General features: G+C 42.0%; 21 protein-coding genes and 1 pseudogene. 14 read left to right on the plus strand and 8 right to left on the minus strand.

The window, feature by feature from the left end:
• Positions 1-68 precede the first annotated feature (68 nt).
• Together N0824_RS14865 and N0824_RS14870 are read right to left on the minus strand one after the other, a co-directional pair.
• The gene (locus N0824_RS14865; RefSeq protein ID WP_108937299.1) at positions 69-1,295 is read right to left on the minus strand and encodes a glycosyltransferase family 4 protein; all 1,227 of its coding nucleotides are present in this window, start codon (positions 1,293-1,295) and stop codon (positions 69-71) included.
• Positions 1,292-1,951: an HAD-IIIA family hydrolase gene (locus N0824_RS14870; protein WP_108937300.1), complete on the minus strand. Its 660-nt coding sequence runs from the start codon at positions 1,949-1,951 to the stop codon at positions 1,292-1,294. Before N0824_RS14870 ends, N0824_RS14865 begins: the two co-directional genes overlap by 4 nt.
• 90 nt (positions 1,952-2,041) lie before the next feature.
• On the opposite strand from N0824_RS14870, the pseudogene N0824_RS14875 reads away from it, so the two are divergent.
• The 4 genes and pseudogenes from N0824_RS14875 to N0824_RS14890 all read left to right on the plus strand — a co-directional run bounded on the left by N0824_RS14875 (position 2,042) and on the right by N0824_RS14890 (position 6,939).
• Positions 2,042-3,229: pseudogene (locus N0824_RS14875) on the plus strand (RNA-guided endonuclease InsQ/TnpB family protein).
• A gap of 1,178 nt (positions 3,230-4,407) precedes the next feature.
• Positions 4,408-5,067, plus strand: a complete 660-nt coding sequence (locus N0824_RS14880) for an SIS domain-containing protein (protein WP_108937301.1) — start codon at positions 4,408-4,410, stop codon at positions 5,065-5,067.
• Between the two features lie 37 nt (positions 5,068-5,104).
• The gene (locus N0824_RS14885; RefSeq protein ID WP_108937302.1) at positions 5,105-6,130 is read left to right on the plus strand and encodes a dehydrogenase; all 1,026 of its coding nucleotides are present in this window, start codon (positions 5,105-5,107) and stop codon (positions 6,128-6,130) included.
• Positions 6,131-6,222: 92 nt separating this feature from the next.
• Complete coding sequence (locus N0824_RS14890; protein WP_108937303.1) at positions 6,223-6,939, plus strand: nucleotidyltransferase family protein; 717 nt, start codon at positions 6,223-6,225, stop codon at positions 6,937-6,939.
• Positions 6,940-7,502: 563 nt separating this feature from the next.
• Here the strand turns inward: N0824_RS14890 and N0824_RS14900 are convergent.
• The 3 genes from N0824_RS14900 to N0824_RS14910 form a co-directional block, all read right to left on the minus strand.
• Positions 7,503-8,411 carry a glycosyl transferase family A gene (locus N0824_RS14900; protein ID WP_108937304.1) on the minus strand — a complete coding sequence of 303 codons (909 nt, stop codon included), beginning with the start codon at positions 8,409-8,411 and terminating at the stop codon, positions 7,503-7,505.
• A gap of 10 nt (positions 8,412-8,421) precedes the next feature.
• Entirely contained in the window at positions 8,422-9,363 is a 942-nt protein-coding gene (locus N0824_RS14905) for a transposase (protein ID WP_108937305.1), read from the minus strand.
• A 588-nt stretch (positions 9,364-9,951) separates the two neighbouring features.
• Positions 9,952-10,170 (minus strand): hypothetical protein, encoded by a 219-nt coding sequence (locus tag N0824_RS14910; RefSeq protein WP_108937306.1) that lies wholly within the window; start codon positions 10,168-10,170, stop codon positions 9,952-9,954.
• 151 nt (positions 10,171-10,321) lie between these two features.
• On the opposite strand from N0824_RS14910, the gene N0824_RS14915 reads away from it, so the two are divergent.
• The 4 genes from N0824_RS14915 (at position 10,322) to N0824_RS14930 (ending at position 13,172) form a co-directional block, all read left to right on the plus strand.
• Positions 10,322-11,248 carry a cation diffusion facilitator family transporter gene (locus N0824_RS14915; RefSeq protein WP_108937307.1) on the plus strand — a complete coding sequence of 309 codons (927 nt, stop codon included), beginning with the start codon at positions 10,322-10,324 and terminating at the stop codon, positions 11,246-11,248.
• A 46-nt stretch (positions 11,249-11,294) separates the two neighbouring features.
• On the plus strand, positions 11,295-12,371 hold the full coding sequence (rfbB, locus tag N0824_RS14920; RefSeq protein WP_108937308.1) for a dTDP-glucose 4,6-dehydratase: 1,077 nt from the start codon (positions 11,295-11,297) through the stop codon (positions 12,369-12,371).
• A gap of 194 nt (positions 12,372-12,565) precedes the next feature.
• A complete protein-coding gene (gene rpsP, locus N0824_RS14925; protein WP_002780060.1) occupies positions 12,566-12,814 on the plus strand; it encodes a 30S ribosomal protein S16 in 249 nt (82 codons plus the stop codon).
• Positions 12,807-13,172 (plus strand): KH domain-containing protein, encoded by a 366-nt coding sequence (locus tag N0824_RS14930; RefSeq protein WP_002801906.1) that lies wholly within the window; start codon positions 12,807-12,809, stop codon positions 13,170-13,172. The genes rpsP and N0824_RS14930 overlap by 8 nt, the downstream gene beginning before the upstream one ends.
• 9 nt (positions 13,173-13,181) lie before the next feature.
• On the opposite strand, the gene obgE is transcribed toward N0824_RS14930, so the two are convergent.
• Positions 13,182-14,210, minus strand: coding sequence for a GTPase ObgE (obgE, locus tag N0824_RS14935; protein WP_046660782.1), 1,029 nt, complete (start codon positions 14,208-14,210; stop codon positions 13,182-13,184).
• Positions 14,211-14,405: 195 nt separating this feature from the next.
• Between obgE and sppA the strand changes: the two genes are divergently transcribed.
• Both sppA and N0824_RS14945 read left to right on the plus strand, forming a co-directional pair.
• Entirely contained in the window at positions 14,406-16,217 is a 1,812-nt protein-coding gene (gene sppA / locus N0824_RS14940) for a signal peptide peptidase SppA (RefSeq protein ID WP_108937309.1), read from the plus strand.
• A 53-nt stretch (positions 16,218-16,270) separates the two neighbouring features.
• Complete coding sequence (locus N0824_RS14945; RefSeq protein ID WP_108937310.1) at positions 16,271-18,430, plus strand: ComEC/Rec2 family competence protein; 2,160 nt, start codon at positions 16,271-16,273, stop codon at positions 18,428-18,430.
• Here N0824_RS14945 and N0824_RS14950 read toward each other — a convergent pair.
• On the minus strand, positions 18,420-18,950 hold the full coding sequence (locus tag N0824_RS14950; RefSeq protein WP_108937311.1) for a universal stress protein: 531 nt from the start codon (positions 18,948-18,950) through the stop codon (positions 18,420-18,422). The genes N0824_RS14945 and N0824_RS14950 overlap by 11 nt on opposite strands.
• 744 nt (positions 18,951-19,694) lie before the next feature.
• On the opposite strand from N0824_RS14950, the gene N0824_RS14960 reads away from it, so the two are divergent.
• The 3 genes from N0824_RS14960 (at position 19,695) to N0824_RS14970 (ending at position 21,878) form a co-directional block, all read left to right on the plus strand.
• Positions 19,695-20,459 (plus strand): acyl carrier protein, encoded by a 765-nt coding sequence (locus N0824_RS14960; RefSeq protein WP_233256452.1) that lies wholly within the window; start codon positions 19,695-19,697, stop codon positions 20,457-20,459.
• Between the two features lie 85 nt (positions 20,460-20,544).
• Entirely contained in the window at positions 20,545-20,931 is a 387-nt protein-coding gene (locus tag N0824_RS14965; RefSeq protein WP_108937312.1) for a hypothetical protein, read from the plus strand.
• A gap of 2 nt (positions 20,932-20,933) precedes the next feature.
• Positions 20,934-21,878: an NAD(P)-dependent alcohol dehydrogenase gene (locus tag N0824_RS14970; protein ID WP_108937313.1), complete on the plus strand. Its 945-nt coding sequence runs from the start codon at positions 20,934-20,936 to the stop codon at positions 21,876-21,878.
• Positions 21,879-21,888: 10 nt separating this feature from the next.
• On the opposite strand, the gene N0824_RS14975 is transcribed toward N0824_RS14970, so the two are convergent.
• A complete protein-coding gene (locus tag N0824_RS14975; protein WP_108937314.1) occupies positions 21,889-23,124 on the minus strand; it encodes a bifunctional sterol desaturase/short chain dehydrogenase in 1,236 nt (411 codons plus the stop codon).
• 211 nt (positions 23,125-23,335) lie between these two features.
• Between N0824_RS14975 and N0824_RS14980 the strand changes: the two genes are divergently transcribed.
• On the plus strand, positions 23,336-24,763 hold the full coding sequence (locus tag N0824_RS14980; protein ID WP_108937315.1) for a glycosyltransferase family 2 protein: 1,428 nt from the start codon (positions 23,336-23,338) through the stop codon (positions 24,761-24,763).
• Positions 24,764-24,789 lie beyond the last annotated feature (26 nt).

The following is a 24,789-nucleotide window of genomic DNA, read 5'->3' on the forward strand; positions in this document are numbered from 1 at the left end:
AAAATCAATTTTTATAGCGCTAAAACTCTCAAACAGTCTCAAGTAAAATTCAGGGGTTAAGAACAATATTAGTCCCGCAAAATTTCCTCGTACCTTTGTCCCGCTCGCTCCCAGGTGTACTCCGATTCCACCATCGCCCGGCCATTATGGGACAGTTGTTCTCGCAGAGAAGGATCATCGAACAACCTAGCGATCGCTGTGACGTACTCAGCAACACTATTAGCCCGCAGCGCCCTAGGGGGAATTCCCGCTGCTGCCACCGTTAAACCCTCTAAACCGCGATCGCTGGCGACAATCGGAATCCCAGCGGCCATGGATTCTAGGGTTTTGCACTTGATTCCCAATCCCACCCGCAGGGGAACCACAGCAATGGTTCCTCGGTGTAAATATTCCACTGTCGAGGGAACGGTTCCCGTCACGCTCACACCGGGATACTTGGCCAGTTCGAGAACTTCCGGTGCTGGGTTTGCCCCCACTAGGGTTAAGGTGGTGGCGGGATATCGCTGTTGAATGACTGGCAGGACTTCTAAAGCAAAAAAACGGGCGGCATCGATATTATGGGTGGAGCTCATGGCGCCGACAAAGACCAAATTATGACCGCCGGGATCCCGAGGACGATAGGGAAAAAGGTCTAAATCCACGCCATTAGGCACGATCTCCACCCGTGCATCCGGGAGGATCTTTAACAATTGTTCGCGATCATAATCGGTAGTAGCCACTAATTGCGAAAACTTGGCACAGTAACGTTTTTCGTACTGATAGAGTAAGGGCAGATAGAGAAAATCCCGCAGCGGATAGGCGGAGGCTCCTCTATCTAAATGATTGCGTGTCCAACCGTACACGGAACTGTGAATATCCACTACTGTTTTGACTCGCTGACGGTATTCTGGCCGGACAAAAATCTCGCTGACACTGTGAGCGCAGATAATTACATCACATTTTTGCTGCTCGACGTATTCATCTACTCGCTCTTGAATGAGCGGCGAACGATAACTAAGAACACTAGCAGGGGTCATCTGTCCTATTGCCCCCAGAAAGCGCCCTGCTTGACCGATTAGTTTTGTCAGTCCCTTGCCTTGAGCGGGAATTTCCTGGGGCGGAAATAAGACAAGATGATTGGTAAAGGTTTTTAATTCTTCGATCTGAGTTTCCGTTACATTTTCCACCCGACGAGCGAACAGGGTGACATCGTGGTTTTGATGAAGATATTTGATCAGGTTAAAAGTTCTAACCTCGGTTCCCCCGCGACTGGGTGGATAGGGAAAGTTATTGCAAGAAAGGACTAATATTCTCATAATTCTGCCTCGGCAGCGGTTTTTGACAACAATTCTACCGTTTCCTTTAGTTGGCCATACACGGGAATCTCAACTGGGTATTTCTCGATCTCCCCAAGGGTGACTTTTCCTCGCCCTGTTAAGAGCAATACGGGCTGACAACCGGCTTCTAGGGCGCATTCTAGATCGCTGGGCGCATCACCGATAAACAACGAGCCAGCTAAGTCGATTCCGTACTGGTGGGCGGCCGTCAGCAGCAGGTAGGGGGAAGGTTTGCGGCACAGACAACCTTCGTCGGGATGGTGCGGGCAGATGGCAAGATCGTGAAAATCCACGCCCAATTGTCGGTATTCCTCAATCATGCGCCCGTGAATCGCCGCCAGATCGTCCCAAGTGAAATAGCCCCTAGCAAGTCCCGATTGATTGGTAATGATGATCAGCAGATAATCGGCATCCTGCCACTGTTTTAAGGCTGCTGCTGCCCCGGCGGGAATGCTCACCTGTTCTGGTTTACTCAGGTAGGGGATATAGTCGATAACTACCCCATCTCGATCGAGAAATAAGGCTTTGTTCTTTTTTGCTCTATCTTCGCTTTCGCGGTCAGAATTGCCGGGAGGTGGCGGAGATGGGTATTTTAGGTCGTCGTCATTGACGGAAATTGCGGGGAAAGGATTCATCGAAAATTTGGGTCTGAAACCCCGCCATTTTACGGCGGCTTTATCTTTAAATACTAGCGCATTTACACGATATATTCTAGAATGCGAGACATGGAAAAAGCTTATTCGTTTCGATTTTACCCCACACCCGAACAAGAGTCGCTATTGCGGCGCACTTTGGGCTGTGTAAGATTAGTTTACAATAAAGCTCTCCACGAACGAACACAAGCTTGGTACGAAAAGCAAGAAAGAGTAGGATATGCTGAAACTTCTTCAATGCTAACCGATTGGAAAAAACAAGAATAATTAAACTTTCTCAACGAGGTAAGCTGTGTACCCTTACAACAAGGGTTAAGACACCTACAAACAGTTTTTACTAACTTCTTTGCTGGTCGTACTAAGTATCCTAACTTTAAGAAAAAACATCAAGGAGGAAGTGCCGAATTTACCAAATCTGCTTTTAAATTTAAAGACAGACAAATCTATTTAGCTAAATGCACAGAACCTTTACCTATTCGATGGTCAAGACACATCCCAGAAAGCTGTGAACCAAGTACAGTAACAGTCAGGCTACATCCATCTGGACGTTGGCATATCTCAATTAGATTTGATGACCCAAGGATTAAGCCTTTACCAGTAACAGATAAAGCCATCGGAATTGACTTAGGAATTAGTAGCCTTGGGATTACCAGCGATGGTGACAAAGTATCTAATCCTAAGCATTTTAAGAAACATTATCGGAGGTTGCGAAAAGCACAAAAAAGCCTTTCTAGGAAGAAAAAAGGCTCAAAAAATCGAGAAAAGGCAAGAATCAAAGTAGCCAGAATTCACGCTCGAATCACCGATAGTAGAAAAGACCATTTACATAAGCTAACCACTCAATTAGTTCGGGAAAACCAAACGATTGTAGTTGAGAATTTAGCCGTCAAGAATATAGTCAAAAACCCGAAATTATCTCAGGCAATATCTGAGTTAGTTGGGGATAAATCACTCGACAATTATCCTATAAATGCCGTTGGTATGGGAGAAATTACATCGAAATAGATAGATGGTTTCCTAGTTCTAAGTGGTGTAGTAATTGCGGGCATATTGCCCTTGAAGATGCCGTTAAATGTTCGAGAGTGGGACTGTCCAAGCTGTGGGACACACCATGACCGAGATATTAACGCCAGTAAAAATATTTTGGCCGCAGGGCTTGCGGTGTCAGTCCGGTTCGCGACCATAAGACCAGAACAGAGTAAAACTGGGGCGGCAGGTGCGGAACCCCGCAAGGGAAAGAAGCAGAAACCTAAATCGTGAGGTTTGGGAATCACCGTCCGTTTACGGCGGCGAGGATGTCAATATGTTGGACTTTTTAGAGTCAGGGACTAGAATTCTCAGTTCTTCTGTCAGGGACGAGAGCTTGAACCGATGGACAGACAAAATTCGAGGGATTGTAGCGATTTGTGCTAGTTTTCTCGGCTAAATTGCTTCTCCTTACTATCTAGGTGTCAGAGTAGAGCAATCAGGGCATACTATACGCCGTCAGGCCTTTGGGCTTTTGATTATATCGGCGGTATTGTCAGGAATTGTTAACATTTTTGTCCAGCCACACAAAAGGCCAAGACTGGCCAAGGTGGAATCCCCCGCTCAGAAATCCCCCATCCCGGCCAGAATACATCAAAAATTTATCAAAATTTTGGGTTTAAAACCCCGTCCTTTTAGGACGGCTTTGTGTTAAACCAATTTACAAGCGAAGATAGATATACATTTCAGCCGTTGAACTATTTATAGCGTTTCCTAAGCTAGTGAGGTACACCTGTTTTTCTTCCCCTTTGCCTTTTGCCTCTTGCATGAGTGCCTAAAACCCATAACTTTTGTACCTCAGCAGACTGAAAAACGCTATAGTTATTACACCAGACAAAGGTAAGCTGTGACTAGGTTGTAATTTTTGGAGATGTCTAATGGTGCTAAGTACCTAAGCAAAATTAATTACACATATCTAACCCCCTCCTTGCCTCTTGCCCCTTGCATGAGTGCCTTTCTTCACTAGGAAATTTATTTTGCACGACTACTTATAGCCCCAGGCGTAGCTTCGTTGGTCGCTTAAGCATTTATACTTATTCCACAAGTGGGATGCTCCCGATTCTGGTCTTTTGATAGTATTCAATGTAATGACAGAATGATTGAGAGTTAAATTTATTCAAGTAATAAAAATTGGAAAATCAAACCTATGCGAATGGTAGAAAAATCAAACAAAAAATTAGATATAGCGTTTCCGGTTCTTCGTTACTTGGTATGGTTCGATAGGGGGGCATAAATCGACTAAATCCTTATCTGGCAAGAGACTTAATTGATTAGTTCGCTCTAGAGCAAAAACAATTAACAAAAATCGCAGTAATGTCTGTTTCTATAAGAGTTTCATCCCTTATAACCCTGTCCGTTGCATGAGACAAACCGAAGAGCCGCGTTTCCTGTTCGCAAGAGGTACATTATCGATGTTGAAAAGCTTAATTAGCAAAGGTTTAACTGTGCCACACAGGTGTGAGAACCGCTATAGTTTCCAGAGTGATCCGTCTCTGTCAATTTTAATCAAGACTGAATTGGAAGAAGCTTATAACCTGAAAAAAAACCTACTAACTGAAACAAAATATCTAGAAAAAATCCAAGAGATTTGCCAAGTATGTATCAATGCTTATCGCAACAACCACAAAGTATTAGTGGCCGGTAATGGGGGCAGTGCCGCCGATGCTATCCATTTTGGCGGTGAGCTGCACGGCCGATTTCTGAAAGAAAGAGAGTCTTTACCGGTTCGCATCCTCAATAGCGATATCGCTAGTTTAACAGCGATCGCTAACGATTATGGTTACGAATATATTTTTAGCCGCCAGATAGAAGCGGAAGGGAATCCGGGTGATGTGTTTATCGGTATTTCCACTTCGGGAAATTCCGCTAATATCCATCAAGCTCTCCAAGTTTGTCAAGCAAAAAGTCTCACTAGCATCGGTTTAACTGGGGCGAAGGGATTAGCTCTAGAGGAAAAAACCGATTATTGTTTGATGATTCCTAGTACCAGTACCCCTCGCATTCAAGAAGGTCATGGTTTTGTTCTCCATATTATTTGTTTAGCGATCGAAGAAGCGCTCTTTACTAACTAAAATCTACTAGCAAAAAATCAACCTAAACAGCCTACCTATGATCATCAGAACCAAAGCTCCTTTAAGATTAGGTTTAGGTGGAGGCGGCACAGATGTAGAGCCTTACTGTAGTCTTTATGGAGGTTACGTTCTCAACGCTACTATCGATCTCTATGCCTACTGTACAGTCACGGAAATTACTGACAAACAGGTCATTTTTGTTGCCGCCGATCGAGGAGAACAACAAATAGAAACCCTTCAGTTTCCTCTCCCCTATAACGGTGTTCTCGATCTGCATAAAGCGGTCTATAATCGTTTGATTAAAGACTTTAATCAAGGGCAACCTTTGCCGCTGCAAATCACTACCTTTTCCGATGCGCCGGCTGGTTCGGGATTAGGTTCTTCTTCTACCCTAGCCGTAGCCATAGTTAAAGCCTTTGTGGAACTGTTAAAATTACCCCTAGGCGAGTACGATATCGCCCATTTAGCCTACGAGATCGAACGAATTGATTTAGGCTGGTTAGGGGGCAAGCAGGATCAGTACACTGCCACTTTTGGCGGTTTTAATTTTATGGAATTTTATGAACAAGATCGAGTCATAGTTAATCCTTTGCGGATTAAAAATTGGGTGATCAATGAATTGGAAGTTTCTCTGATCCTCTACTATACAGGCATTTCTCGCTACTCATCTCAAGTAATTGAGGATCAAATTCAGAATGTCCAAGAAAAAAATGATCAAGCGATCGCCGCTACCCATCAACTCAAAAAAGAGGCAATTCTCTTTAAAGAAGCACTGCTTAAATCAGATTTTATGGGGATAGCAGAAATTCTGAGAACTTCTTGGGAAGCGAAAAAGAAATTATCCAAATTAATTAGTAATCCCCAGATTGATCGCATTTATCAGGTAGCTAGGGAAACTGGGGCCTATTCAGGCAAAATATCGGGAGCCGGTGGCGGTGGTTTTATTATCTTTATGGTCGATCCTACCAAGAAAATCGAAGTAACTAAAGCTTTGAAATCAGCAGGAGGCCAAGTGATTAATTTTCACTTTACCAAATACGGAACCCAAGCATGGACATTATAGCAAACCAAGGATCAACGGGGAAGGATTGTCCCCATAACCCTAAAAATAGTTTTTAAAAGATTGGCAATAATTCAAATTTTTGAGGTGTATCTATGGATGTAATTATTCTGGCGGGTGGGTTAGGAACTAGGTTGCGATCGGTGATCAACAGTTTACCAAAACCCATGGCTCCCGTTGCCGACAGACCTTTTTTAGAATATCTATTAGATTACCTAATCTCTCAAAAAATTACCCAGAAATTTTTAGTTTCTGTGGGCTATGAACATCAGAAGATTATCGATCATTTTGGCGATCAATACAAGGAATACGAGCTAACTTATTTGATAGAAGATACATCCTTGGGAACTGGAGGAGCAATCCGGTTGGCACTCAATAAAATTGAAACCGAACAAGCATTAATTGTTAACGGAGATACCTTATTTAATGTCAATTTATCCGCCTTAATTAATTTACATAGTCAAAAGAAATCCCTGATAACTGTTGCTCTGAAGCCGCTAACTGACTTTGATCGTTATAATAATGTTATGCTAGACGATGACCAAAAAATTATCGGGTTTGAACCCAAAAAATATCAAGATAAGGGCTATATTAATGGCGGCATATATTGTGTATGGAAAAAAATATTGTCTGGCTTTGATCTGCCATCAAAATTTTCTTTTGAGGACGACTTTCTCAAAGTTTATACCGATAAAATTCCTATGTATGGCTTTATTTCTGACGAATATTTTATTGACGTAGGTATCCCTCAAGATTACGAAAAAAGTCAGATTGAATTACCTGAACTTTTTAATTCCCGAAATCGGGTTTAACCTCGCGATTAATAGACTTTTTGTGGTTCTTCGGTTTGTCTTATGCAACGGACAGGGTTATAAGGAATGAAACTCTTATAGAGAAAAACATTTGGCTATTTTTGTAAATTGTTTTCGGCCTAGAGCGAACTAATCAATTAAATCTCTTGCTAGATAATGATTCAGTCGATTTATGCTACCCTATCGAACCATACCAAGGGCTCTTCGGTTTGTGTTATGCAATGGACTGGGGTTATAGGGGATGTAACCCTTATGTAGAAAGGCATTTGGCGATTTTTGTCAATTGTTTTTCATCTAAAGCGAACTCATCAATTAAGTCTCTTGCCAGATAAGGATTTAGTCAATTTATGCCCCCCTATCGAACCATACCAAGTAACGAAGAGCCATACCAAGTAACGAAGAACCAGAAATAATGAGGCAGAGAGTAGTTAAAGAGGAAACCCTGACAGCATATAGCTTATAGAGGCAACTTCAATTGAGCCTAGTAATGGATAAAGCCTATCTAGGTGACTTGAGTGATTCGGAAATAAAACCAGATTAGTAAAGTATCACAGAATAATTAGTCATGGTTTCCAGAGACTTTTGATTTTGGTCTTGATGCCATTGTATAACTCCTCGAAAAAGAGATTCCATAAATAACCATACTGGGGAAATCTTTTGACCAGTAAAGCATCGGAAGGAAAAAGAATTCTTGGGCTTTTCATGGAGTAGGGTTTGACTATATATCTTATTTGATTGGGTTCGGGCATCCAATGGCCGATATATATATCTTTTTCAAAAAACTTCGCTTGCAGAAATAACCCTAAAGCTCTATCAAATCCCCAGAGAGGCAACCAAGTTAAAATTTCTCCTATCCTCATGTTGCGGACAAAATCATCTAAGGCTTCTTTCACTAAGGCAGTCTTCCAAATATTATTATTGAACGGTTCTAGATGACAGCCATGAATATCTTTTCTTTTGCCGTAGGGCCATAAAGCTAGTCTTAACTCGAAAGGATTATCTAGGGGAGCGATAGGAACTTCCACTAAATCTTGGTACTTATTTTGTCTTTTTCTAGAGACATTTAACTGATTGATAGCGGGTAGCTCTGGCCAAGGAGCTTTAATTCTTTCCTCATCGAGATAATCAATTTTCTCCTTATGGAGACGCAAGAGCCAACTTTGGGGAAAATTATCAAAGTAATCTTTCGCTAAGGCAACCACCTCGGGATGCAAGAAATCATCATCATCGAGAGCCAACACATATTGACCGGAAGCATTGAGAAGACCGACGGCCCTCTGGGCCGTTTCTCCCTGATAAAGACTATGAAAAGTTTTCACTCTGGGGTCTTCTACGGAAGGGGTAACTGCTCCGGGAGGATAAACTAAAATAAATTCTACTTCCCCTTGAATTGCCAGAAGTTGTTGCAACCAATGTTCGGAAAATTTGCCCAGAGTTGGAGTAACGATTGATAGAATTGGTGAGTTGGTCATGATTAGCTGACTATCCCTCTTTTCCTAGTCGATAAAGCACATATTTTTTGGGAACTTCCCTGAGATTGGTAATCACCAGATTCCACATATATCCATACTGAGGAAAACACTTGACTAGGAAAATTTCTGATAAAATGCCATAGCGATTTAGTCTTCTATATTCGGGGGGATTGTTCTCCATGCGTAACTGTTCTGGAGATGGCATGAGATGACCGATGATTTTCCCTTGCCCCTGCTCGAAAAACTTAGCTTGAAGAAATAAACCCAAAAGACGATCTAAACACCAAAAGGGAATATACTTAAACGGACCCATTAATGGTAACAAACCAACGATATCTTTGCAGGTTGCTTGTACCATTTGAGTTAGCCAGACTTTTTTATCAAAATTTTCAGTATGAAGACCGTGGTGATCTTTTCTTTCGCGCACAAAGCACATCAAATCTAACTTTCTTTTGTCAAAAGGAACGATGGGAATTTCCTTTAAGTAGCCACTTCGATCTGAGCCATCCTGATTTTTGGAGCTTTTATCCCACACCAGTAGTTCTTCTATCTGGGGCAGCGGTTGCCAGGGAGCGGTCAGTTCTTTTGTTTCTCCATACTGAAATCGCTTAGTACAGAGTCTCATCACCCAGCTATCTGGAAATCGCTGGAAATACTGTAGAACCATGGTCAAGATATCGGGATGAAGAAACTCATCACAATTAATGGTTAGTGTGTAAGGTGCTGTCGCATTCATCAATCCACTAATTCTTTGAATAATTTCTCCCCGCAAGGGACTGACTATTTGCTGTACCCTGGGGTCGGAAGTGGGATACTTAGGTGCTCCTGGTGGATGAACCAAGATAAATTCTATTTCTCCCTTGACCTCGGTCAGCGCATTAAACCAGTGGTCAGCAAATCCTTCTCGGGTCGGAATAACAATTGATAGGCTTGGTGTTGACACCTTGTCCATAATAAAAAATTTTTTCCTCTATTTTTTGATGCCATTGTATCATAGTTCTCCGGCAACGAGGAAAATCTCTGGAAGATCGGAAGGCTGAGAGGTCAAGAGTGGGAATTCAAGAGAAATAAAATCCATATTCAACTTGTTTACATTAGAGTTATTGCCTAATTAATTTTTGATAGTTCAAAAATGAGAAAAATAGGCATAAAATTGCATAAAATCCTTAAATATAGCGTTTCCTAAGCTAGTGAGGTACACCTGTTTTTCTTCCCCTTTGCCTTTTGCCTCTTGCATGAGTGCCTAAAACCCATAACTTTTGTACCTCAGCAGACTGAAAAACGCTATAGAGCATTTAATTGATTAATGATCATTCTTAATTTTCCTGACTCCTGACTACTGGCTCCTTACTCCTCACCTAAGGTCAGATTTTTGATTTTTGCAAGAGGTCTATTCCTAAAATCTGATTTCTAGGTTTTTTTATCTGGCTCTTCGTTCCTGGAGAGTACGAAGTTTAGAGTGGTGAAATCGAGTAATGGTTATGGGGCTAAGTCCAGCAGATCAGGATTGGGGATGGGATCGGGATTGGCGGCAAGTAATTTAGGCAAAAGTGGACTGGGCGGGTTTTGCGAGAAAAAGGCTTGGGCGAGGTTGTTGCGGGGCGAGTAGAGCAATCCGCTCGCTAGGCAAGCCATGGCGGGGAAGAGTGCGAAACCAGCGGGGGAAGTCTGCCCAAATGGTCTTAGGCAATTCTAAACTGAGAACTGGGAGCAAACCAAGGGCAGTAACAAAACCTTCAAAGGCTTCGACTTTAGCCAAAATTTGAGCCTGATCATCCTGGGGATAGTCAGATTTCCCCCCGGCAAGAACTTTGCACTGTCCAGTACTCTAGAAGAGCCAAAAGTAAAAAGGAAAAAAACGGAGATAGGAGTGGGAAAATTAATACTGATAACTGATAACTGATAATCCTGTGGCTGTTTTAAGAGATAATCGGGCTACCGTCCAAAAGGTTCTTTGGATCACCCTGCTGCTGAACATTTTGGTTATGGCGATCAAAGCGGGGGTGGGTTTGAGAATTGGTGCTTTAAGTCTGCAAGCGGATGCTCTCCATAGTGTCACCGATAGTGCGAATAATGTCTTGGGATTAGTAGCGATGCGGTTTTCCTCTCCCTATCCCGATCGAGATCATCCCTACGGACATCTGAAATACGAAGCGATCGGAGCTTTAGCGATCGCCGCCTTTTTGGGAATTGCCTGTTTTGAAATCTTGCAAGGGGCGGTCATGCGTATTATTAAAGGAGGAAAACCCGTCGAGATTGCAGGTCCTGAGTTATGGTTATTAATTATCGTTTTAGGGGTGAATATTTTTGTCACCTATTATGAAAGATCCGTGGGGCAGCGTGTCGGTAGTGCGATTTTGATTGCCGATGCTCGTCATACCATGAGTGACGTGTGGGTGACAATTACGGTTTTATTGGGTTTAGTCGGGGTTTGGGTGGGCAATACGGCTAATATTCCCCAATTACAATGGTTAGATGTGATTTTGTCCTTTCCCGTCGCTTTTTTGGTGTTTAGCAGTGGTTGGAAAGTCCTGATGGAGAATTTACCTTTGTTAGTGGATGAAATGGCGATCGCTCCTGAAGTGATTCATCAAATTGTCCTGGAGGTGCCGGGGGTGCTTAATTGTCATGCGATCGCGTCTCGGGGAGTGGTGGGAAGACAGGTATTTATAGAAATGCACCTAGTTGTCTCCGCTGAAGATGTGGAAACTGCTCACGCAATCACGGAAGCGGTAGAAGCAAGATTAACCCAACAATTTAGCCCTGTGAGAATTTTAATTCACGTTGAACCGCCGGATTATCGCTCCGATCAGATCACTTTTGATGAAGAAGTGTGAAGCAAAAAAGCCTAGAATAAGTAGCGAACTTTTGCTAGAGGTGGCCATGGCGACAGAAAATCAAGCTAGAAGCATAGTAATTACTGGTGGAGCAGGATTTATCGGCTCGAATTTTGTTCATCATTGGTGCGAGAATTATCCTGAGGATCGTGTCATTGTTCTCGATGCTCTTACCTATGCAGGCAATTTGAATAATTTAGGGACACTGAAAGATAGAAAGAATTTCCGTTTTCTGCAAGGGGATATCTGCGATCGAGCTTTAGTTGATGAATTATTTGCTAGTGAAAATATCGATACAGTTGCCCATTTTGCCGCCGAATCCCATGTGGATCGATCGATTCTCGGTCCGGGGGCTTTTGTGCAGACTAATGTGGTGGGAACTTTTACTCTATTAGAAAGTTTTCGGCAACATTGGTTAAGTAATCATCAACCCGATCACTATCGTTTTCTGCACGTTTCCACCGATGAGGTTTATGGCAGTTTAGGAGTAGATGATCCGGCTTTTACCGAAACTACTCCCTATGCTCCTAATAGTCCCTATTCTGCCTCAAAAGCGGGGAGTGATCATCTAGCAAGAGCTTATTTTCATACCTACGGAATGCCGACAATTATTACTAATTGCTCTAATAATTATGGTTCCTATCATTTTCCCGAAAAGTTAATTCCTTTGATGTGTATTAATATTCTTTTGGGTAAACCTTTACCCGTGTACGGGGATGGTCAAAATGTTCGAGATTGGTTATATGTGCGGGATCATTGTCAAGCTTTAGATACAGTTATTCACAAAGGCAAAGCGGGAGAAACCTATAATATTGGCGGAAATAATGAGGTAAAAAATATCGATTTAGTCAGGATGTTATGTGATTTAATGGATGAATTAGCTCCCGATTTACCCGTGAAACCCGCTCAGAATTTAATTACTTTTGTCAAGGATCGGCCCGGACACGATCGCCGGTATGCTATTGATGCCAGTAAAATTCGCACCGAATTAGGTTGGCAACCTCAAGAAACCGTAGAGGGGGGATTAAGAAAAACCATTCAATGGTATCTCGATCATCGGGATTGGTGGCAACCTTTGTTATCCAAAGAATATCAAGAGTATTATGGGAAAGTTTACGGTTAGAGAGGGGTAAAAACTTTAATCTTAATTTTGGGTGTGTTAGCCAAAACTAACACCCTCAAACCTTGTACCTCACTATTAAGATATCGGCGTTATTTTCAATAATATCGAAAGGCTGCCCACCGTTCCCTCGATCGCCACTTGTGGAAATACCGCCTGGATGAGTTAGAATCGGAAAGGAGAATTTTTGAGTAACCATGATCAAATTACGTCTAAAACGCTTTGGTAAAAAACGCGAAGCCAGTTATCGTATCGTTGCGGCCGTTAGCACCAGTCGTCGCGATGGTCGTCCCCTAGAGGAGTTAGGATTCTACAATCCCCGCACCGATGAAGTGCGTCTGGATGAAGAAGGGATTATCCGACGCTTACAACAAGGAGCGCAACCGACGGACACCGTGCGCGGCATTCTCACCAAACAGAAAATTTTCGAGAAAATCAATGCCTAGTACCCCCAATTATCTCGAACTGGTGAAATTTATGATCGAGCCGTTTTTGGAAGATCCAGCCAGTCTGAGATTGGATATCGAGCGCTGTAAGGAAAATGAACGTCTTTGGGTGCGTGTAGCCTTCGATGATGCCGATAAAGGCAAAGTTTACGGCCGGGGAGGACGCAATTTACAGGCGATTAGAACTACCCTAGAAATGGCGGCCGCGAGTGCGGGTCGCTCTCTTTATCTAGAAGTCTATGCGGCCGAAAATGAAGGCGAACAGCGCCGCACCCGTCGTTCTAACGGTAACTTTGAAGGTACGGAAAGAAGACCGAGCAATCGCCGACCACCCGCACCCCGGCAACCCAACAACTAACGAGCAATTTTAGGAAAACAGGGAAGGGGTTTCATCCTCGACCCTCTCCAGTTGCTCTAATTGCTGCCAAACTTTGGCGAGTAAAGTGGTTAATCCGGCTCCCGTAACAGCGGAAATAGTCAAAATCTCCGCATTGGTTATTTTAGCAAACTGCTTTTGATAGTTATCTATCGTTTCCTCGTCCACAGCATCAATTTTGTTGAAAACCAGTATTTGCGATCGCTTTTCTAAGCCTCGACCATAGGCGGCCAATTCTCCCTGGATAATTTGATAATCGGCGATCGGGTCTTCTGATGTCAAGGAGACAAGATGAATTAACAGGCGTGTGCGTTCGATATGGCGTAAAAATTCGTGTCCTAAGCCGATTCCTAGGTGCGCTCCCTCGATTAATCCAGGAATATCGGCGAATACCGTCCCATCTCCCGTGGGTTTGCGTACCACTCCCAAGTTAGGGATAAGAGTCGTAAAGGGATAATCGGCGATTTTGGGACGAGCAGAGGAAACGGCGGAGATTAGGGTGGATTTTCCCGCATTGGGCAGCCCGATCAGTCCCACTTCCGCTAATAACTTCAATTCTAGGCGTAAATGGCGTTTTTCTCCGTCTAAACCGGGTAAAGCGTATTCGGGTGCGCGGTTATTATTGCTTAAAAAGTGGCGGTTGCCTAATCCCCCTTTTCCCCCGGCAGCCACGATTAAAGTCTGTTCGGGAGTGACTAAATCGCCGATAATTTCCTCGCTATCGAGATCGTAAACCACTGTACCACAGGGAACTTTAATAATGCGATCGCTACCGTTGGCCCCGGTGCAGTTGTTCGGACCGCCCCGTTTACCGTCATCGGCCTTAAAATAGCGACTATACTGGAAATCTAGCAGGGTTTGCAGGTTCTGAGTGGCCACAAAAATCACCGAACCACCTTTTCCCCCATTACCACCGGCCGGACCGCCAGCGGGGACGTATTTTTCCCGACGGAAAGCGACAATTCCATCACCTCCCTTACCCCCTTCTACTTCTATTTCGGCGCGATCAATAAACTGCATAAGATTAAATAATTAAAGTGAAAAGTCAAAACCAAAAAACCAATTAGCTGTTAGTGTGCCGCGACCGGTTAATCATACTCCTTAAAATAGAGCGAGAGTAAGTCTTTGGTACATTTGTTTGCAAATAAAAAACTTGTTTCTGGGCGGGGAATCCCTACAATAGGAAAGAGGATAATTAGTAGCAGATGAAAACCGATGGGGCAGTTTTTTAAACAAACTTTCGCTAGTTGCTTGGGAACTTTATTGGGATTATTGGCATTTTCGGTCTTAGGTGTGGGGGGATTAGCATTTTTACTGCTTTCTTCCCTGATTTCTAGCGATAGCTCCTCAGTTAAGGAAAAATCAGTCTTAGTTTTTAACTTAGCCACCAATATCAGCGATGCTCCCCCTAGTTCCAGTTTAGCCGATAGTTTGACCGGTGAGAGTAGGACCACTTTAAATTTGCGACAGGTGATAGCGGCGATCGAAAAGGCCACCCTTGATGATAGTATTGTCGGTCTGTTGCTCTACGGTCGCGGCACTGTCGGTGAATATGGCTATGCTACCCTGACGGAAGTGCGGCAAGCTTTGGCAAATTTTCGCCAATCGGGTAAAAAAATTATCGCCTACGATGTGGAATGGACGGAAAAGGAATATTATCTCGCTTCCGTTGCTGAAAAGGTGATTATTAATCCCGTGGGGAGAATGGAAATTAATGGGTTAAGTAGTCAACAAACCTTTTTTGCCGATGCACTAGAAAAATATGGTGTGGGGGTACAAGTGGTAAAAGTGGGTTCTTTTAAAGGTGCAGTGGAACCCTATACGCGTCAGGATTTAAGTGTCCAGAATCGTCAGCAGCTGCAAACCCTACTCGATACAATTTGGTCTAATTATAGTTCCACAGTGGCCAAAAGTCGCAATTTAACCCCCCAACAGGTGCAAACTATTTCTAATACTCAAGGTATTCTGGAAGCAACCAGAGCGAAAAAGGCGGGTTTTGTCGATGAAGTGGCCTATTTAGATCGAGTAATTGTTTTAGCAAAGGAGTTAACAGGAGAAGCAAAAAATAAAACTAATGAGGAGGTAAATTCTGACTCTTTTTCGCAAATTTCTTTAGCCAATTATGCTAGTTATCTCGATGAGGAGGAAGATAGTAGCAATCAAATAGCGATAGTTTATGCAGAAGGGACAATCGTAGAAGGTCAGGGAGATAGAGGCGAAATTGGTGGGGATAAATTGGCGAAAGAACTGCGAAAATTACAAGGGAAGGAGGAGGTGAAAGCGGTAGTTTTGAGAATTAATAGTCCGGGGGGAAGTGCCACCGCTTCTGAGGTGATTCTGCGGGAAATTAAGCGTTTAGATGCGAAAAAACCAGTAATTATTTCTCTGGGTGACGTGGCAGCTTCTGGGGGTTATTGGATCGCCATGGGGGGTCAAATAATTTTTGCCGATCATGATACAATTACTGGTTCGATCGGTGTGTTTGGATTATTGTTAAATATTCAGAAAATTGCTAATAATAATGGCATCGATTGGGATACGGTGAAAACTGGAAAATTGGCCGATATATCTACTATTACCAGACCGAAAAATCCCCACGAATTAGAAATTTATCAAGGGGCAGTTAATCGGTTCTATGATTTATTTATCGAGACGGTGGCCCAGGGGCGAAAATTATCACCAGATAAGGTTAGAAGTGTGGCCCAAGGTCGCGTGTGGACGGGAAAAGATGCGGTTAAAATTGGTTTAGTTGATCAAATTGGTGGTCTAGAAGCGGCCGTGCAATATGCGGCCAAAACAGCTAAATTAGGGGATGATTGGAGTATTAAAGAATATCCTCGATCGCAAAGTTGGCAAGAAGAACTTTTTTCTAATTTATTGCAAACCTATCTTCCTCCTCTCACTAAAAATAATCATCCTTTGACGCAGGAATGGCAAAATTTTCAGCAGGAATTATTGAAGTTACCTACATTTAACGATCCCCATAGTGTTTATGCTAAGTTACTTTTTAATCTTGATTTTCGCTGATATTATGTAAAAATAATGCCCGCTAATTCTGAAATTCTTTGACAAAAATTTCTATGAATCGCCCTAATAGCGTTATTCTTGGTTTAGCCTATATTCTGGGATTATTATCTACAGGTCTGCTAGATTTTAGTCCCCAGTTAAACCGATGGCAAGAAGTGGTAATTAGAATTATTATTCTTGGTTTAATTACCCTCTTAACCACAATTTTTATCCGTCGTTTTTGGTGGCAAAGTCCCCCGAAAAAAATTTGGCTGATAGCGGGATTAATAGCTATATTTGCTGTTGTTTATCTAGAAATTCGCACTCCTTACCCCAGCGCAAACGATATCAGTCATCTTTTAAAAAATAATGTGGTTAACTCTATTAAAATCACGGGGAATATTAGATCAGAAATCCGTCTCAATCGCCGAGAAAATTTACAATTTTGGTTAGAAGTAAAAGAATTTAGCCTTAGGAATTTACCCACAGAAAAATCCGAAGGTAAACTCTACGTTACTCTACCCAATCTAGCAGAAAATCAGGTTTATTCTGGACAAGAAATAACAGTTAAAGGATTACTTTATCGTCCCCGTCGTGCCAATAATCCCAATGCTTTTGACTTTGCTAATTATCTAGCGCGTCGGGGTGCTTTTGCTGGTTTAAAAGGGGAAATAATTATTGATAAAAAGTCACCAAATTGGGGAGTTTGGCAGATTCGTCAGCGCATTGTTGAGGCACAAATTCAAGGACTAGGCCAAGAAAAAGGGACTTTATTAAGTTCGATTACCCTCGGACGACAAGCAGTTAATTTGCCAGCAAAAATCACCGATTTATTTATTCAAACTGGATTGGCTCACATTTTAGCAGCTTCTGGCTTTCATGTGGCTATTTTGTTGGGATTTGTTTTAACTATTACTCGCAATTTATCCCCTAAAAAACAGTTTATTATTGCCGTTACTATCTTAATAATTTACGGCACTTTAACAGGGTTACAACCTTCAGTCCTGCGGGCGATTTTGATGGGAATTGGGGCATTAATCGGTCTGCTTTATAATCGACAAGTTAATAGCTTAGGTTCCCTGTTACTAGCGGCTACAATTCTATTATTATGGCAACCTCTCTGGATTTGGGATTTAGGATTTCAGTTAAGTTTTTTGGCGACTTTGGGATTAATTATTACCGTTCCCTTACTGAAAAATAAAATTGACTATTTCCCTAATTTAATTGCTGAACCTATAGCTATTAGTCTAGCTGCTAGTCTCTGGACTATGCCTTTATTAATGTTTACATTTAACTCGATCGCTCTTTATAATATCCCCATTAATATTATCACAACCCCCCTAGTTACCCTAATTAGTTTAGGAGGAGTTTTTACTGCTTTTTTAGGCTTAATTTATCCCCCCTTGGGCAGTATCGGCGCTAGTATTCTCTATTACCCTCTAGAGTTACTACTGCAAATTACCACCTTTTTTAGTCGGCTTCCTTTTAGTACCTACTCCACAGGTAAATTATCTTTAGGAGTGATGTTAATTATTTATATTTGCCTTACCTTAATCTGCTTTAATCTCTGGTTTCGTCAACGGTGGCATTTAATCGGGTTATTTATCCTCGCTGTAATTTTAATACCGATTATTTATCAGCATTTTACTTTAACTCAGGTGACAGTTTTAGCCACCAAATCGCAACCAGTAATAATTATTCAAAATCGAGGAAATACTCTCTTAATTAATGGGGAGGAACCCACCACAGCACGTTATACAGTTTTACCCTTTTTGCGACAGGAGGGAATTAATCAAATACAAGGAGCAATAACCGTCAATAATTCGGCGCAATTCTCAACTATAAGTGAGGACATACCGATCAAAAAAACTCTTAATTTATCCCAGTTAGAAAAATTTAATCTCGGCGAAATTACTGGACAATTGATCGAGAAAAATTTATTTAAATTTCAGGTAAAAAATCAATCTTGGCTCTGGATTATCAACCCGAAAAATCCCGTTAATTTATCCCAAAAATTTAGCCCCCTAGTGTTATTATGGCAGGGAAGCAATCTAGATAAACAATGGTTAGAGTCCATTCGACCACAAACAGCGATTGCTGTCACTAACAATCTCTCCCGCAATGCCAGAAATCAACTGAGAAAGGCTAGGATTAAGACTTACTGGACCGGGAGAGATGGAGCGATTCAATGGACAGCAAAAAATGGATTTCAACCCTTTCTAATTAATGAGTGATATGTACCACCAAAACTGAACAGGGAGCATGATGTACCACATAATTACTGACACTACCTAAGATTAACTCAGATAAACCCGATCGACCGTGACGACCAACAATAATTAAATCTATCCCCTCTTGCTGGGCAACTTGACAAATTTTCTGGCCCGGATCACCGATATAATAATCAGCCCGGGCTGTGATATTATCTTCCTTAGCTCGATCAACTAAACCGTTTAACCAAGCTTGTAATTCCGCTTGCATTTCTTCGGTGATTTGTTGTTCTAAGGCGATCATATCGGGGGGATAACCGCCACCATAACCGATCAGATTACCATAAATAAAAGTTTCCGTGTAGGGAGTCAAAGGCTTAGACAGACTATAAACAATTCGCAACTCACTAGCGTAGGTTTTCGCTAAGAGAATAGCCGCATTCAAAACCTCTGGAGTGGGATATTGATAATCCACAGCCACGAGAATTTTATTGTAGAGTTTGTTGGTATCTCGATCGACTGAGAGTGTTTCCGTATTATCCATAGAATTAACCTCCTCGATAGCAGATAACTTCAGGGTTGAAGTTAATCTTTTTTCCCATCGGCTGCCAGCAATACCCTGGGGAAATAGTCAAAAATTGCTGAAAGCTGATGATTAATCCCTGACGATCCCCTACCTCTAGTGTGACATTTTTAGGATAATGTAGCTGAATTACTAAAAAAATTAACAATTTACCCTACTGTCACCTCCCTGTTCTGTCCTAACCCATCAGCATTTGTTGATACAAATCATAGTCAGAATAGGATCGAGATTACATCTATATCGGCGCTAATGGGGGATGATACATTGAAAGCGGATGTTTAAAGCTGTCTAGGCGTGTAAACCTCTTACAAATACACTGTATTTATAAATGTCAGTCCTTTTACACGCCTTTTTTTCCCTTTTTATATACCTCTGGTAAAAATCAAGAATTGTCCCTCAGCTAGATCGAGGCGATAATACAGCAGTTATCTTAATAGTGAGGTATGAGGTTTTCGTTTTGGGGAGACTCCGAGACGATACCCTAGGGTTGATTCAAGGTAGGGTTGATTCAAGGTAGGGTTGATTCATGAATCAACCCTACCCAAACCCCAGAGCGCATTAGCTTTTCGGTGGGATGCTTACAGCCAGATGCTGATACATTTGTAATCATCTAAGAGTCACTGATAATTGCTGATTTTCGGTATTTCTGCAAATGTGAGATGCACCCCTATATTTTTTAGAAAAGTATTTATCTTGAGATACAATATGGTTGAGATTTTTTGCCGCAGAGGAGCTAATCAAATGAATGAAGACAGCAAAAATTATGAGATGCAAATTCTGGCAATGATGATCAATCAGTATTTGGATGATATGGTATCTCTGAGTGAAGAAAAATTAAATCAGCTAGAGGCAAACCGCGATCAGATTGTTTGGGATTTAGCCACAAGAATTTACAAGGAAAGTGGTCATAAAGTAGAATTTCATATAATACGAAACTTAATTAATTCTAGAATTGAAGTTATGAGATATCAGTTATTTTTCAGTCAATCCAGTCTATTAGAATCAAGGAGAATCAATGAAGATAAAGCTATTAAAATAGCAGAACAAAAAGCTAATGCTGTTATTAACGAAAAAAATGATGATACCGATAAAATAACGTCACAAGACAATGAACGAAAATTAGCAATTTTCATCAAAGTTCAAGAGATAATTAGTGATCAATTAGAGGTGGAAAAGTCTGAGATACATATTGATGATGAACTATTTTATTTAAAATCTAAGGAAAACGTCGGTAGTTATAGTTCTTATAGTTCTTATAGTTCTTATCGTTCTTATAGTTCTTGTAGTTCTTTTGTCCGGAATAGTTGGTCTGACTTATTATCAAATTGGGGAGGAGATGAACTTGATACACTTGAATTAATCATGACTTTAGAAGAAGAATTCGATCTAGAACTTTCAGACGAAAAATGCCAAGAATTTACAACAGTGAAAAAGCTAGTTGATTATCTTGCTGAAAATTTAGGCAAGTAACAATATTAATTTTTATCAAAATATCTCAAGTTATCAGCCAAATATAGCTATAATCCGATTAGAGTGAGTTCTAAACCAACAACTTATGATTAGTCGCTACATTGTCGCGTGGCTCCCGATGATCGTAATAGGAATTAGTAACGGTATCCTCCGAGAAACCACCTACGGAAAATATCTCGATGAACTACGCGCTCATCAAATTTCTACCCTGACAGGAATCCTTTTTTTTAGTCTTTATATTGGCACTCTTGTCTATTTTTGGGGTCTAGAATCCTCCAGTCAAGCAATTACTATCGGTTTAATTTGGTTACTATTAACAGTGGGTTTTGAGTTTCTGTTTGGTCATTTTATCGCCGGTCACTCTTGGTCAAGATTAGGGCAAGATTATAATCTTTTAGCGGGACGAGTTTGGATTTTGGTTCTCTTGGTCATTACTTTTGCTCCTCTACTATTTTATCAACTTTTTTCTTAATTATGAAAGCTATTATCATTAATCGCTATGGCGATAGTAATGTTCTCCAATACACCGAAATAGAAAAGCCAATTCCCCAAGAAAAAGAAGTCTTAATTAAGATTATGGCAGCGGGAATTAATCCGATTGATTGGAAGATTCGTCGGGGGATGCTCAAAATAGCCACAGGTAATAAATTTCCCCTGCAATTAGGTTTTGATTATGGGGGAATTATCGTTGAAAAAGGCAGTCAGGTGGAACAATTCCAGATCGGAGATGAGGTTTTTGGTTTTCTCAATCAATTACCCGGTAGAACCTATGCTGAATATGCAATTATTCCCGCTTCCCTATTAGTTAAAAAACCGCATAATCAGAGTTTTATTGAAGCTGCTGCTACTCCTTTAGCCGCTTCTACCGCTTTGCAAGTCTTGCGCGATTTTGGCGGTATTCAAGCAGGAAATCGGATTTTAGTTAATGGTGCATCGGGAGGAGTGGGTAGCTTTGCCGTGCAGATAGGAAAAATTTTCTCCGCGCAAGTAGATGGAATTTGTAGTAGTAAAAATATCGATTATGTCACCTCTTTAGGAGCAGATAAAGTTATCGATTATACCCAAGAAGATTGGAGAAAAACTGAGCAGAAATATGATATAATCTTCGATGCTGTGGCTAAGTCTTCTTTTTGGCACTGTCGTCAGCTTTTAAAACCCCAAGGCACCTATATAACCACCCTCCCAAATCCAGGAATTATCCTCCTAAATTATCTCGGTGCTTGGTTGCCCCAAAAAGGGAAACTGATATTTTTTGCTCAAGCACAAGCGTCCGACTGGCAATTTCTCAAAGAAGCGATCGAATCGGGTAAATTAACTGTTAGAATCGATCGCACCTATACTTTTTCCCAGGTGGTAGAAGCTCATAATTATAGTGAATCGGAAAGAGTGCGAGGAAAAATAGTCTTAATCCCCGATTAAGGACAAATAGTTAGGGATTTTCCCGATTTTTTGGGGAACGAGTAAATAGTTTTAAGTAGGTAGAAACAGAGAATTCTTTAATTGGGAAGGTGATAAAAGTCAAGGGATTAATAGTAATAATAATATTGCGGCTATCCCTCTGTACCGCCTTGATAATCTGTTTAGCCACCCAATCGGCGGACATAATACCCACAGGATTTAAATTACTCTTAAAAGGGCCAAGAATTAGCTTTCTTACCACACAGGGGGCATCTAAACGACGCAGGGTAATCATATCACCGATCGCCCGTTTACTGAGTTCGTAGAGGGGACTAAAGGCAGGATTAACCTCCGCTTCCGAGGTATTCACCCAGACTTCCTTGCGGGCAATTTGCTCGTTAGTGCGGACAGTTTTGAAGAATAATTCCATTAAACGCCAGACGGAAAAAGTATTCACTTGGTAGGCTAATTCGATCGCTTCTGGGGTTCTTTGGCCGTGGACATTAACGCCATGATTTAAAATCAGTATATCTACAGACTTAAATAGGTCCTCAAGTTGCGTTTCTTCACCGATTTGCCATTTTACGGTTTTTACAGGTACTGATTCGCCGTTAATTTCAATAGCGATCGCATTGTCCCCGGAAGTGAGCGCGATCACCTTGGCTCCCTTCAGTTGTAGGTACTTTAACAGCGATCGCCCTAAAGTTCCATTCGCTCCGGTAATGGCGATCGTTTTACCCTTGAGAGAAAGTGCCGTCCCCATCAATTTATCCATAAAGGTGAAAGTTCCACAATAATAAGCCTTTTGGTTATCAAAATGGTGTCGCCAGTGGTAAGTACGATTAACGCGCCATTGAGCCGGTAAACTCTCAAATTGCCCCGGACGATGGGTTAAATCGGTTAATTCCTCCAGATTGGCGATCCCTAAACCTCGACCGATCGCCGTGCTGAGAAAAGCCAAAGTATAAAGGGAACCTAACCAACCCAACCAAGGGCGATCGAAACCCCAAGAGTAGGCCAGTAGTACCGGTAAAACACTGGCAGCCAACATAACCAAGGCCTCCGGTACATCATTGTACCAGTGGGCCCGACGATAAATTTCCTCGCTCATTACCGACAGATCGGGACGAAAAACCCGATGATGCCAGACGTGCAGACGATAAAGGGGCTGCCAATGGTGGGCCAGAGCATGATAGCAATCACGCACGATCTCCACCCAAATAATTGAGCCACAAATCAGTCCGACACAGAGGAGCAGGTTTGACATAGGGGATAAATGTTAAATTTTCTCAACGAATGTAAACAAAGCAATCTTAGCCCAAAAAGCGCATTTATCGGGTAAAAGGAACCAATAGCCTGAAAAACTGGGGTTTCCTTCCCGAAAAAACTTAAGATTCTGTTAAAAATTTTAACAATTTTCGGTAAGATAAAGCAAGAAATAAGCTTCTATTTGAACAGTTACTTAACCTGAGTCGATTATGGCAGAAAATTATTGGTCGCGAGAGGATGATAACGAAGAATTAGACCCGATTGGTTCCCTCCTATCTGACTGGTCCGATCCCGAAGATGAGGAGGACGAATTTAGGAGCGAAATTTTTCAAGGCCGATCGGGACGCAGACAGAAAGCGGCTTTTAGCCTCATGGCGATCTGGACAATAATTATCGGACTTCATTGGCTTAGTTGGGGTTATTGGGCAATTATCGCCTTAACTATGGTACTATCGGGGCAAGCTTTGCGGCTGCTGTTCACCAAACCGGAAACGCCGCCAATTCCTTTACTGGATCAAGATCTAGCCTCTGTCCCCAGGGTGTCCCTCTTAGTAGCGGCCAAAAATGAAGAAACCGTAATCACGAAACTGGTTAATTATCTCTGTCATCTAGACTATCCCCAAGATAAATTAGAAGTTTGGATCGTCGATGACTATAGCACCGATAACACGGGTGCGATTCTCGATCGCCTGGCTCTAGAATATCCCCAATTACAAATTCTCCATCGTCCTGCTAATGCCGGAGGTGGCAAATCCGGAGCCTTGAATCAGGTTTTATCCCTGACTAACGGGGAAATTATCGGCGTATTCGATGCCGATGCGGGATTATCCTCCGATTTACTGCGTCATGTGGTCCCAATGTTCGACGATCGAGAAGTGGGTGCGGTACAGGTGCGAAAAGCGATCGCCAATGCCGCCGAAAACTTCTGGACCAAAGGACAAGCGGTAGAAATGATCTTTGATAGCTGTTTTCAACAGCAACGGATCGCGGTGGGAGGGATCGGAGAATTGCGCGGAAATGGTCAATTTGTCCGTCGTAGTGCCTTAAATCGTTGCGGGGGGTGGAATGAACAAACGATCACCGACGATCTTGATTTAACTATTCGTCTCCATATCGATAATTGGAAAATTAATGTCTTAAATTTTCCCGCAGTAGCGGAAGAAGGGGTGACAACTGCGATCGCTTTGTGGCATCAGCGCAATCGTTGGGCCGAAGGTGGTTTTCAGCGTTATCTCGACTATTGGAAAGCAATTTTAAAGTCTCCCATGCCTTGGCCGAAAAAGTTTGATTTAATTGCTTTTTTGCTCGTTCAATATATCTTACCTGCGGCCGCTATTCCCGATCTTTTAATCACTATTACCCAGCATCAAGCTCCGATTTTAACTCCTTTAACTGGTTTGGCTCTTTCCCTTTCTCTCTGGGGGATGGTGACAGGATTAATCCGAGTCAATACGGGTAGAAAATTCACTTTTGCTCTCGGTTTGGACATCCTTGCTCAAACCATTCGCGGCATGATTTATATGATGCACTGGTTTATTATTATTCCCAGTGTCAGCCTGCGGATGGCTTTGCGTCCTAAACGTTTAAAATGGGTGAAAACCGTTCATCTGGGGGAACATCTCAGCGCCGAAGTTTAATTTTCGAGGATAGACTCCAAAAACTT

Origin of the sequence: Microcystis sp. 0824 (assembly GCF_003112475.1) — a bacterium.
In the GTDB taxonomy this organism is placed as follows: domain Bacteria; phylum Cyanobacteriota; class Cyanobacteriia; order Cyanobacteriales; family Microcystaceae; genus Microcystis; species Microcystis aeruginosa_C.